General features: G+C 39.5%; 9 protein-coding genes. 3 read left to right on the top strand and 6 right to left on the bottom strand.

Going from position 1 to position 12,198, the window contains the following annotated elements:
• Positions 1-89: 89 nt before the first annotated feature.
• From F7734_RS57785 to modA (F7734_RS57765), 5 genes are all read right to left on the bottom strand, one after another.
• Entirely contained in the window at positions 90-440 is a 351-nt protein-coding gene (locus tag F7734_RS57785; protein ID WP_155753140.1) for a four helix bundle protein, read from the bottom strand.
• A 109-nt stretch (positions 441-549) separates the two neighbouring features.
• Positions 550-816 carry a DEAD/DEAH box helicase gene (locus tag F7734_RS57780; protein ID WP_155753139.1) on the bottom strand — a complete coding sequence of 89 codons (267 nt, stop codon included), beginning with the start codon at positions 814-816 and terminating at the stop codon, positions 550-552.
• Between the two features lie 304 nt (positions 817-1,120).
• Positions 1,121-2,866, bottom strand: a complete 1,746-nt coding sequence (locus F7734_RS57775) for an ATP-binding protein (RefSeq protein WP_155753138.1) — start codon at positions 2,864-2,866, stop codon at positions 1,121-1,123.
• Positions 2,867-2,908: 42 nt separating this feature from the next.
• The gene (gene modA, locus F7734_RS57770; RefSeq protein WP_155753137.1) at positions 2,909-3,694 is read right to left on the bottom strand and encodes a molybdate ABC transporter substrate-binding protein; all 786 of its coding nucleotides are present in this window, start codon (positions 3,692-3,694) and stop codon (positions 2,909-2,911) included.
• Between the two features lie 59 nt (positions 3,695-3,753).
• Positions 3,754-4,551, bottom strand: a complete 798-nt coding sequence (gene modA / locus F7734_RS57765) for a molybdate ABC transporter substrate-binding protein (RefSeq protein WP_155753136.1) — start codon at positions 4,549-4,551, stop codon at positions 3,754-3,756.
• 352 nt (positions 4,552-4,903) lie between these two features.
• Here modA (F7734_RS57765) and F7734_RS57760 point away from each other — a divergent pair, with 352 nt between their 5' ends.
• Positions 4,904-5,890, top strand: a complete 987-nt coding sequence (locus tag F7734_RS57760) for a diguanylate cyclase (RefSeq protein ID WP_347566466.1) — start codon at positions 4,904-4,906, stop codon at positions 5,888-5,890.
• Here F7734_RS57760 and F7734_RS57755 read toward each other — a convergent pair.
• On the bottom strand, positions 5,887-9,906 hold the full coding sequence (locus F7734_RS57755; RefSeq protein WP_155753135.1) for a PAS domain S-box protein: 4,020 nt from the start codon (positions 9,904-9,906) through the stop codon (positions 5,887-5,889). The genes F7734_RS57760 and F7734_RS57755 overlap by 4 nt on opposite strands.
• 499 nt (positions 9,907-10,405) lie before the next feature.
• Between F7734_RS57755 and F7734_RS64885 the strand changes: the two genes are divergently transcribed.
• Entirely contained in the window at positions 10,406-10,816 is a 411-nt protein-coding gene (locus F7734_RS64885; RefSeq protein ID WP_243147616.1) for a hypothetical protein, read from the top strand.
• Positions 10,817-12,100 carry an extracellular solute-binding protein gene (locus F7734_RS57750; RefSeq protein WP_279239899.1) on the top strand — a complete coding sequence of 428 codons (1,284 nt, stop codon included), beginning with the start codon at positions 10,817-10,819 and terminating at the stop codon, positions 12,098-12,100.
• The last annotated feature ends 98 nt before the right edge of the window (positions 12,101-12,198 follow it).

The raw sequence follows: 12,198 nt of genomic DNA, 5'->3' as shown, positions 1-12,198 counted from the left end.
CCCCCAGCCCTCCCCTTGCTAAGGGAATGGTACGAAAAAAGGCAGCTATGCTGAGGGCAGAGGGCAGAAGGATGCAGAAGAATATGTTTTTAAGTTTTAAGCTTGTTAATACTTGCGACCATAATTTTCTGCATCTCCTCAACTTCATTGGTTACAGGAGTAAAAAGTTTCTCGTCAGCTAATTTGACTTTTTGGGCAATGATAAGTTGTGTATCTAACTCACGGAGTGAACCTAAAGAAATATGAAGAAAGTGAATGTATTCATCTTTACTACGTCTGCCATATCCTTCTGCAATATTTGAGGCCACGGAAACGGCTGAACATCTTATCTGATGGGTTAATCCATAGAGTTCGGAATCTGGAAATTGACTTGTTAAAAGGTAACAATTAACGGCTAAATCAATGCTTCGATTCCAAATAAACTGCTCTTTATAACTCATAATTAGGCATGAATGTTTGAAGTGACAAGTTTGAAGTACCTATAACTTATCACGACGGATGCCTGGAAAAATATTATTGAATATTAAGAAGATGCCGCTTTGCAGAAATTTAATTAGGGCTTGCTGAATAAAAGTAATAGAGAATCAGTGCTTTAATTCCCGCTCCTGGATTCTGCAAGCAATGATTGAGGATGGGGATAAAGAAGGATTCTGTTTTACCAGAACCCGTGCCACTGGAAACAATAGTGTTTTTACCAGCCAGGATTTGTTCAATAGCTGCTTGTTGGTGACTGTAAAGTTGCCAGTCCCCAAAGGGAGGATGCTGTTCGCCCTTATCGTCCTTTTCATGCATACCGGGTCGAATCTGAAATCTCACGCCCGCATTCCTGAAGCCGCGTTCAACTTCTCTAAAATGTTCCCGCAGGCTTTCGGGCGTAGCATACTCCCTTCCCAATACTGCTTGGATAAGAATTTTTGTAGGTTAGGTAAATCTGTGGGTAAACCCAACAAATGTCTGTAAATGTTGGGTTTCGTTCCTCAACCCAAGCTACGTGTTTTCGTATTTTTAGGCTTAACCGACAAGTATTGACTCCCTTCCTACTGCAAAAGGACTGAATAACCGAGCGACTTCATAATTGCTGGATGGGAATCGCGATCGCAAACTAAGTGCTTTTCTCTAACTAGAGTGAATTTAGCTGTTGAATTGGAAGAGAGACGGCAAATTCTGTTCCTTGATTTGGTTCCGATTTGACAAAAATTTTGCCCCCATGCTTTTCTATAATTTGATAGCAAACAGACAGCCCTAAACCAGTCCCAGAGCCAACTGGTTTCGTGGTAAAAAAAGGATCGAAAATTTTGTTTTGAATTTCCAAAGGTATACCTACTCCATTATCTCGAATTTCTACTTTAATGGAGTCTGAATTAATCACTTTTGTTTGAATCACTATTTGTTTTTGGAATTTTTCGCTAGCACCGAGTAGCGCATCAATGGCATTACTAAGGAGATTCATAAACACCTGGTTAATCTGTGCTGGGTAACACTCTACTAATGGTAAATCTCCGTATTTTTTGATAATTTCAATTTCCTCTTTGAGACGATTACTGAGAATCAAGAGCGTATTGTCAATTCCTTCATGCAAATCAACGGACTTTACCTCTGCTTCATCAAGACGCGAAAAGTTTCGTAAAGATAATACAAGTTGGCGGATGCGTTCAGCACCCATTTTCATAGATCCTAAAATTTTGGGCAAATCGGAAATGATATATTCTAGCTCGATTTCCTCAATTCGAGACTCAATTTGAGTCTCGAATTGAGGATATTTATCCTGGTAAAGATATATGAGTTCTAATAAATCCTGAATGTAGTTTTTAGTATGCTCTATGTTGCCATAGATAAAGTTAATCGGGTTATTGATTTCATGGGCAATACCAGCAACCATTTGTCCAAGACTCGACATTTTTTCAGTCTGGATTAACTGGCTTTGAGCAAGATTTAATTCTTCAGTATAGTCTGCAACTCGTTGTATCAATTGGTTGAGAGATGTGGTTAATTGACCAACTTCATCTTTTGTTGTTACGGGTGCAAAGAGGGTAAAATTTGACTCTTTTGTAACTTGTTGAGCAATTTTGGTAGTTGCTTCGATAGGAGAAGCAATCATCCAGCTGGTGTACATAGCTAATAGAGTTGCAAGCCCTGCTGCTAACATTAAGCCGAGCGCTAGAATAAGTGTTCCTATTGCTTGAGAACGCTCTAAGGCTTTAAGAGTTGTTTTAGCTTCTTTATCTTGTATTTCAGTAATCAGCAAAGACATTTCTTGTGAAACTTTATTAACTGCCAAATCAAGTTTCTTACTTTTCTTAGTCACGCTCAATAAAGAGACTAAATCAGTTGTATTTGTGCTCCACGTAGATGCAGATTCTTTTTCTAGTACTTCTAATTTTTGAGCATACTCTTTAATAGAGTCAATATAAGTTCGTATTGAATTTTTCATTGACAGAGTTTTTTCTTTATTATTATCAATATTTGGTTCTGAATCTAAAATTTCTAAGGATTTTTTAGTTTGATACAGAAGCCTATTGACAGCGGCAATATATTCCAAAAAACGAGAATATTCTAACTCTAACCTAACTGGCTCAGTTAAGAAATAAATGAGTTTTGGTGTTTGAGTATGAGCTTGTAATGTAGATGCCTGTAAATTATTTAGAAGTAATATAATTTCTTGTGATTCTGCTAGTTGTTTTTTGGCCTGAACTTGATAATAATACTCTATGACTTTTCCAGCAGTAGCACCTAATATAGCAATTCCGATAGCAAGAGCATACCCATAGGTAATTTTTTGTCGAATACCTAATTGATTAAATAAATGTTTGAACTTGAATTGATACCTAAAGATGGGTAGCGAAGTCAATTGTTGCTTAATAGACATAAAATATGATAAATAAGTAAAATAAGTGTAATAAAAGGTGAGCTATTTTCTAGCTTCCTCGTCTCTTGCGATCGCAAATCCATATTTTACAAACACAGCACTCGCTTGGTTACTTTCAAGAAATTGGATAAATTCTTTAGCTTCAGGAATATGCTTGCTAGCCTTAAGGACTGCTACACTATACCTACTGGGAGAATGCGAGTTTTCAGGCGCGATCGCAGCAATCTTAATTTGATTTGCTTTTATGGCGTCTGTGGCATACATAATACCTGCATCTGCTTGTCTCATTTCTACAAAAAGATCTGCACCAAAGCCAACTTTAGTAAAAACTAATTTTGGTTTTACTAAATCTAAAATCTTTAAAGAGTTGAGGATTTTTTCAGCGTGTTGACCAGAACTTGTAGTCTTAAAGTCACCTACAGCAATCGTCTTTACTTTTTTACCAGACAAATCCTTAAATGTAGATATACCAGTAGAATTCTGTGAGACAATCAAAACTAATTTGTTATTAAGTAAATGTTTGCGAGTCTCTTCCAGCAGAAACCCTTTTGACTGCAAATCATCTAAAAATTCAGAGCCTCCTGTAAAGAAAATATCTATGGTTTCTCCCTGAACAATTGAGTCTTTAAGTGAACCACCATTGCTAAATTTATAAGCAATGGATACGTTTGGCTGTTGCTGAGTATAAATTTTTTTAATTTCTGTCATAGCAGGTTGTAAACTTTGACCTGCTGAAACGTTTAAACTAATTGTTTTTGCCTCTTGTTTTCTACAACTGACTAAAATTATAGAGAAAATAGCTAAGGAAAGATAAAAACTATATTTCATAGTTATCAAGTTGGAAAAGTTTACTTAAACAGAATTCTTTAGAAGATTTTGAGTCCTTGTTAATTTGAGATATTAGAATTAACAACAAATCGATACTTAAGAAACACAGCTTCAGCGCGATCGCTTTGAAGAAATTGGATAAAATTCCTGGCTTCAGAGATATGTGGGCTAGTTTTAAGTATGGCTATGGGATAAACGATAGGAGAATGAAGTCCTTGTGGTGCAAGCGTTACAATTTTTACTCCTTTCGATAAAATAGCATCTGTTGCATACACCAGACCTGCATTTGCTTTACCATTTTCTACAAAACTCAGTATTTCACTGTTTTTAGACATAAACACAAATTTGATTTTTACTTGCTCTAAAATTCCAAGTTTTACGAAAATTTCTGAAGCATATTTGCCTGATGCTTCTTGTATATTATCACCTAAAGCAATTTTCTGGATTTGCTGATGAGTCAAGTCTTTGAAATCAGAGATATTTTGAGTATCCTTGGAGACAATCAACACTATTTGATTTTTCAAGAAATTCTGACGGGTACCTGCAAGAAGAAAATTTTTAGACTGTAAGTTATCTAAAACTTTAGCTTTACTCGGAATGAGAATATCACCTCTAGCACCCTCCTCAATTAATTTTTCTAAAGTTCCAGAATTAGCTAGTTTATATTTAATATTAATATTTGGATAGTCTTGATTATAAATTGTTTTAATATCTGTGAGAGCACTTTTTAAGCTATCACTAGCATATACCGTTAAAGTTATAAATTTTGCTTGTTTGTTAGTTGGGTTACAACTAACAAAAAGCACAGACACAATAGCAGAGCAGAGTAAGGTAAAAAAAAACGGAGATTTTCTCATTATGATAAGTTCGGGCTAGTTTTAGCAAATACCCAAAGAATTAAGAACTGCTTAGTTTTTATCCTCAGCATGATACAGAAATTCATATACGTATCATGTTAATAACTTTTTCTCTCTAACAACAATAGGAAGATTACTGAAATTGGGGAGTTTTACCCAGATGAAATTGAGGAGTTTTACCCCCAAGTACCGAGCTAGTACTTATTTACTGTAAAAGGCAAATCGACTCAAGGCTTGCTGGATGTGAATCTCGTTCGCAAACTCTATTTCCTCTCCTAGAGCAGAAATACAGCTTTATGAATCTCCGTGTTTATCGACTACAATGTAATAGGAGATTGACAATCCCAAACTAGTGGCTTTACTTAGGAGCGCGATCGCATCCATAATGACATTGTTTCATCCAGAAGATTGCTTAATTTTAGTTGTTGATGACGTGAGTAAAAATCTGCAAGTAATCGTAGAAATCTTACAGACTAAAGACTATGAAGCTACTGTTGCCTCCAGTGGACAGCAAGCTTTGGAGCGTGTCAAGGCAGCTAAACCGGATTTAATTTTATTGGACTTAATGATGCCCGAAATGAACGGTTTGGAAGTATGTGAAAAACTCAAAGCCGATCCAGAGTTTGCTGAAATTCCGATTATTTTTCTCACCGCTAGCACTGAACAAGAGCACATACTCCAAGCTTTTGAAAAAGGGGCAGTAGATTATGTTACCAAACCATTTCATGCTCCAGAGCTGCTTGCACGCGTGCGGACACATTTGGAGTTGAAATATGCACGAGAGCAATTGAAAAAATTGCTGCACGAGCAAAAAGAATTCATTCAAGAGTTAGAAAGATTAGCTACGATCGATCCATTAACTCAAGTTTTCAATCGCCGTCATTTGTTTGCACTTGCAGAACAAGAACTTAACCGTTCTCAGCGATATAGTAGTATATTTTCTGTACTGATATTAGATATAGACCATTTTAAACAAATTAACGATATCTACGGACACGCTGTTGGAGATCGAGTGCTGACAAGCATGGCACAAACAGTCCTGAATTGTCTGCGGACGGTTGATTTTTTTGGCAGATTTGGTGGTGAAGAATTTGTTGCTTTTCTGCCGGAAAGAGATATTGATGTAGCAATTACGGTGGCTGAGCGTATACGAGAGAACCTCGAAAAGACGGCTATTTTGGTGCAAGAACAACAGATATTCATAACAGTGAGTATAGGGGTGGCTAGTTATAACTTGGCGGATGAAACAGTAGATGTTATCATTCAACGTGCTGACAAAGCCCTATATCATGCCAAGAACCAAGGGCGCAACCGGGTTGTTGCGGCTCCTAATTTCTAAGTATTTTCCTCAGCAAGCCTTTGCCGCACAGTTGGGAAGTTATCTAGAGTCTGGGGTAGCTTCTCCATATCAAACGCATCAAGTTGAGTTTTGAGGGAATCAGCATAACCTGACAATAACTGGCACTGATGCTCCTGTCCCCAATGCTCTAAGCGCTGAATAAACTGTTTTAGCTCTCGGATTTTTAGGGTTTTACGTAAGGTTTTCCAAACGGTTTCTTCCTCCTGCTGCAATTTCACTAGCAAATCTGGCAAATGAATCGGAACGTTCAGCAATGGTTTGGAAAAACCATCAGGCTCAGAGCACTCTCTTTTTTTCTCTGGGTTAAAAGCAGGCTTTAGATGTTTCTTCAGTTCTGCAATCAATTGAGTACGGCTCACAGGTTTTTGTAAAAATCCCTGACAGATGCGTTCAATTTGCGATCGTTCGTCCTTCTGAGATGAAGCTGTGAGAATAATAACAGGAATATTTTGGGTGTGTTCATTCTGTTTAAGAAGTTGTGCTGCTTCTTTTCCATCCATCTGGGGCATTCTTAGATCGAGCAAAATTAAATCGGGGTGATGTGCCTGAGCTAAGCAGATGCCTTCCTTCCCATCTTTAGCAAACACAAGCACGTGATGCGTTTTCTCAAAATATCCCCCGATGAGTTCTCGATTTGAGGCAACGTCATCGACAACTAAAATTGTACAAGGGGCAAACTGGTTGAAATTATCGTCTATAGGATCTCGTGCGGCTTCTACAGTTTGAGCTAATGACACTTCTGGAAAGACTAAGGTGAAAATGCTACCTTGCCCCAACTCACTCTGAAGTGTTATGGTTCCATCCATCATATGAACTAAGCGTCGGGCGATCGCCAGCCCTAAACCCGTTCCTCCATACTTGCGATTGCTTTGTCCAGTTCTTTGGACAAATGCCTCAAAAATACGTTGCTGTTGTTCCTTCTCAATTCCGATTCCTGTATCCTCAACGGTTATTTCCAGCCAGACTTTTTCATTTTCAGACATAGAATAAACCCGAGCGCGGACGGATATTTGGATATTTCCCCGTTCTGTAAACTTGAGGGCGTTTCCTACAACGTTAAAGAGAATCTGACGCAATCGAACTTCATCAATGAAAATGGCTGCGGGTAAATTTTCCTCAACGTTTGCGTGCAGGATTAAATTTTTCTCGGTTGCCTTTTGGCTAAAAATTTGCAAAATTTCGCGAACTAGCGATCGCAAATCGACACTTTCGTAGTAAAGTTCGAGTTTGCCTGCTTCAATTTTAGAAAGGTCGAGAATGTCGTTAATCAGCCATAATAGAGTTCTACCACTGCTGGCGATCGCGTCTAGATAGGAGCGGGCGCGAGATTCGGTTACGATGGATTGCAGCAAATCCGCAAAACCCAAAATGGCATTCATTGGCGTGCGAATTTCATGACTCATATTAGCAAGAAATTCGCTCTTGGCTCTGTTCGCAGTTTCTGCTTGTCGCTTAGCTTGTTCTAAGGCAAAGTTTTTAAGGGTCAGCTCTTCGCTTCTACGGGTTTGTTGTTCCAAAAGAGACGCTTGAGCCAGTGCAATTCCTACCTGAGCGGCTACCGCTTCTAGCAACTCAATCTCATCCGGTGTCCACTCGCGATGGCGATCGCACTGATGTAATCCCATGACACCATTCGTTTCCCCTTGGTAAGAGGTACGAATAGACACTATTGACTTGATTTGAAGTTGATGACACAGGTGAAGCACGGGCTGAAACAATGGTTCCGTATTCACATCTGGTGTAATAATTGCTCTATCTTGCTTTAACATTGCTTCAGCATGAGGGTTTCCTACAACAGGAATTTTGATTTCATGAATAGATTTATAATTTCCGCTTAAATATTCTGCAACTAAAGGTAACTGTGGTTCTGGTTCAGCTATGTAAGCATGAATCAGACATCGGTTCACACCAAATGCTTGTCCAATTTGAATAGCAGAAGTTTCAAAAATATGCTGTGTCTTGAGATTTTGGCGGATTGCATCTGTAATTTGCTTCAACAATACCATCTTATGCAATTGCTGCTGCAAAGCATTTTCAGCTTGTTTGCGAGCGGTAACATCCATTGAGGTGCCAAAATAGTAGGCAACTTCACCCGCTTCGTTACGAATCGCCACTGCTTGACCGGATACCCAGGTTTCTTGGCCGTCTGGCTTGCGGTAGCGATATTCCATTTCAAAGGGACCTGCTTGTTGGGTGGCGTTTCTCCATATACTAAAAACCCGTTCTCGGTCTTCGGGATGAATTGCTGGAACCCAGCCCATACCTCGTGCTTCTAGCATTGAAAGTCCACTCATTTCCGACCACCGGGGATTTACGTATAAAGTATTACCTTGTGCGTCGGTTTGATAAATGCCTACAGGAGCCTGGGTAATAAGAACTCTATAGCGCTCTTCACTTTCTCTTAATGCTTCCTCTGCTCGTTTGCGATCGCTCACGTCCTCAACCATATAGGAAAAACGAGGACGTTCTCCATCTGTTCCACCAATGAAGCATACAGTAGCAGATAACCATTTCATCGTTCCATCTTGGTTGTACTGATACTCAAAACGCACTGGTTCACCCGTAAGTTGGCTCTCTTGATAATAATTTATCCAAGTGCGTATATATTCTAGAGATGCACCCATTTGACTGGCTAATTGATTTCGCATCGCTTCTGAAGTTGTTCCAAAAAATCGAGCAGTGGTAGCGTTATCAGACAAATGCAGAATGTCATTATCAAGTAGTTCCACCACACCCATCATCATCGGTGCTGAGTCACAGAAGCTACGTAGTATTGCCTCCTTTTCCCTCAATGCGGCTTCGGCTTGTTGAGAGGGGGCGAGTTCTTCTTGTAAACTTTTATTAACATATTGCAATTGAGCTGTTCGCTCGGCAACCCTTGCTTCAAGTTCGACATTGGCTCTTTGGGCTTGCTCGAGCAACGTAGCTTGTTGAATAGCGTTTGCAACCTGTACTGTTAAGTTTTCCAAAAAATCTATTTCCTCTGCTTGCCACTTTCGAGTATCAGTACAGTGATGAGCAATCAGAAGCCCCCATAATGTCTCTTCCAACATAATTGGTATTATAAGATTGGCTTTCACTTGAAGTTGAGTGAAAAAATTCACATGGTTTGGGCTTAATTGTGCCTGGTGAATATCGTCCATCGCTTTAGAATGGCGTTGTTGATAAGCTTCAAGCCACGTTTGTGCAAAGCATTTGTCTTCGACAACCCTATCTAGAATTGACCATTCCGGTGTTGTAACCGATTCAACGGTAACTTTTCCACTCCCATCTGGCTCAAAGCGGTAAATGACTACGCGATCGATCTGTAATAGTTGGCGCACTTCCGTGACGGTTGTGAGAAGAATTGTGTCTAAACTTAAAGATGCGCGAATCCTAAGCGCTATATCAGCTAAAATTTGGTTTCGTTGAAACTGGTCGTATAATTGGGTACTCTGGTCGTTGACTTGTTGTTTGAGATCGCAAGTCAGACATTTGAGCAAATTAATTTTATCGTTGTGTAGCTCTTGTACCTGCTGCTGTAATACAGTGATGACTTTGTGCAGTTCATTGACATCAACAGCTTGCAAAATACTAGCTGGCGTTACGATCCCCACAGGTCGATCCCATTCGTTTAGAACTGGTAGATGACGAATGCGGTGCTCGCGGAGTAATTGAATAACTTTCACTGTCTCTGTTGCTTCCCATTCTCGACACGTAATCAGCTGTTGTGTCATGATTTCAGAAACTTTAGTTTCCTTAAAACTACGCCCTTCTGCTGCTATCCTGACTAAATCTCGCTCTGTTAATAAACCAACTAACTGCTGGTTATCCAATACCAAAACGCAACTCGCTCGCATAGTATTTTGTTGAGTATTTGACTCCATGTTCGAGCTAAGATCGACTTGGCTCATTAGCATCACAGCATCCAACAAAGAAGCATCTGGAGCCACCGTAACGAAACGGCGATCGATACAGTCATGAGAGAGGAATGGAGAGGTATCTGGTGGTTGCATGGCGTAGTATATTTAAACTACAATGAAAATTACAAACTCCGCCCTTTGGAGAGCAATTTACTTCTATTCTTCCCAATAGCTTTCTCACCTCTTGCCTCTGCGTACTCTGCGCCTCTGCGGTTAAATAAACTACTTTTAAACCGCAGAGGCGCAGAGAGCACAGAGAGAAGAGCAGAGGTTTTATTATAAATTGAATGATATGAGTCATCTTGACAAGGTTAGATGGATTTAGCCTTACCGACTTTTTCATAAATTCTCACAACAAGCCTGATTAAGTAATAGCCCATCTACGAAGACGAGGATATAACCCAAAAACCTTATTTAGCTAAAGCCAAAAGTCTTGGTAGGGGCGCAACGCCTTGCGCCGTTACATCTTTTTCACGCCTATGTCTAATAAACAAACTGTTCTTAACTAACAATTGTTACTTGAAGTAAAGTTCGGGGAACTATACGAATGTGTCTCTGCGATGTTTCTGTTAACTATTTTTGAACTCAGGCTATGAAAAGAAAATTTTATATGAGTGCCATCTTAGGTACTTTCTTACTGGTTGGTTGTACGTCTCAAGTGAATTCTGCCCCTAGAGACGGTTTTGAAGTCAAGTTTTTAGTTGGGAGTGCTTTACAACAATTTTGCAACCAAGCAGCAGAACAGTTCAATCAAACAAAACCCAAGCTGAGTGATGGGAAAACTTTCTACTTAAGTTGTCAGGCGATGGGAAGCGGTGATGTAGTCACAACCCTAGTTAATCAAGCGAAGCAACTTCAATCTGGAAGCTTGCAAGCTGACTCACCAGAGTTTCCGACTTTAGTTTCTTTAGATGGAGAAATTTACCAGTTTCAATTAATTTACCTGTTCAATCAAGTCTTCCCCGGACAAAACTACATTCCTCAAATTACCGATGCACCCTGATTGGCAAATAGCCCAATGGTGTTTATGGTTCCTGTGGATGTAGCAACTGGATTGCAAAAGCAAGAAGATGTCTATAAAGCATTAGTCAAAGCAAAAACCCACAAAGAACTTGATGCAAGCAGTCCCACACTACCTATTTACTTTGTTCAATCTGCACCAACCCGTTCAAATTCGGGTTTGCAAACCCTTGTGGCGCAATTTGTGTCTGTCTCTGGGAAGCGTCCCGAACAACTGACAGCAGCAGATGTCCAAACATTCCAAACCCAAATCCAAAATATTCAAACCAAAATCACTCGCTATGGTGTTTCTACAGATGCTTTAGCAACCGATATGGTCAAAAATGGTTCTTTTTGGGCATCTGTCGCTTCTGTTTACGAATCATCTGTTATTAAAGCAAACTCTAATTTACAACCCGGTCAAACCCGGTACAAAGCAATTTATCCAAAAGCAACTTTTACTTCTAATATGCGGGCGATCGTACCTAATGCACCATGGGTTAGTGCAGATGAAAAAGCAGCTGCGGAAAAAGTCATTGCTTATTTGCAATCCCCAGACGCACAAAAAATTGCCACAGAACTTGGTTTGAGACCTGGTGTTCCTGGAGTGGAGTTGGGAGCAAAATTTAGCCCCGAATATGGCGTCGATCCTAATGCTAAATATGATTCTTTGCGTCCCCCACAACCAGAAGTGGTGGCTGCAATGCTAAAATCTTGGCAAGAATTTGCCAAAAAACCTTCACAGGTGGTTGTTGTGGTGGATTCTTCCGGTTCTATGCAGGGAAATAAGTTACCTGCTGTGCAAAGCACTTTACGTCAATATATTGAAAGTCTTGGACCAAAGGAAAAGATTGCTCTCATTGATTTTGATTCTGCCATTCGCTCTCCCATCGTTGTAGATGGAACTCCTGAAGGTAAAGAACGGGGGATGCAATTTATTGCTAGTTTGCAAGTTGATGGTGGGACTAAATTATATGATTCTGCCCTCTACGCACGTAATTGGTTGGCGTATAATCTCCGCAAAGATGCTATTAATGCTGTTGTTATCTTGACGGATGGTGAAGACTCTGAGTCTTCTATTAATCTAGAAAAATTACAGCAAGAACTTGGTAAAAGTAACTTTAATAGTGACAAAAGAATTGCTTTTTTTACTGTTGGTTATGGTAATGAAGGAGAATTTAATCCGGAAGCTTTGAAGAAAATTGCTCAAGTTAATGGTGGCTACTATAGAAAGGGAGACCCAGCAACAATTTCTACTTTAATGTCTGAATTACAAGTGGAGTTTTAGGGATTTTGGATTTTGGATTTTGGATTTTGGATTTTGGATTTTGGATTTTGGATTTTGGTTTTTGGATTTTGGATTTTGGATTTTGGATTTTGGATTTT

This window comes from Scytonema sp. UIC 10036, assembly GCF_009725235.1.
This window is presented reverse-complemented; position numbering and strand designations above follow the sequence as displayed.

Coding starts and splice junctions, on each gene's coding strand:
- modA (WP_155753137.1), bottom strand. CDS start 3,694: ATGAAATATAGTTTTTATCTTTCCTTAGCTATTTTCTCTATAATTTTA.
- F7734_RS57775 (WP_155753138.1), bottom strand. CDS start 2,866: ATGTCTATTAAGCAACAATTGACTTCGCTACCCATCTTTAGGTATCAA.
- F7734_RS57785 (WP_155753140.1), bottom strand. CDS start 440: ATGAGTTATAAAGAGCAGTTTATTTGGAATCGAAGCATTGATTTAGCC.
- modA (WP_155753136.1), bottom strand. CDS start 4,551: ATGAGAAAATCTCCGTTTTTTTTTACCTTACTCTGCTCTGCTATTGTG.
- F7734_RS64885 (WP_243147616.1), top strand. CDS start 10,406: ATGAAAAGAAAATTTTATATGAGTGCCATCTTAGGTACTTTCTTACTG.
- F7734_RS57755 (WP_155753135.1), bottom strand. CDS start 9,906: ATGCAACCACCAGATACCTCTCCATTCCTCTCTCATGACTGTATCGAT.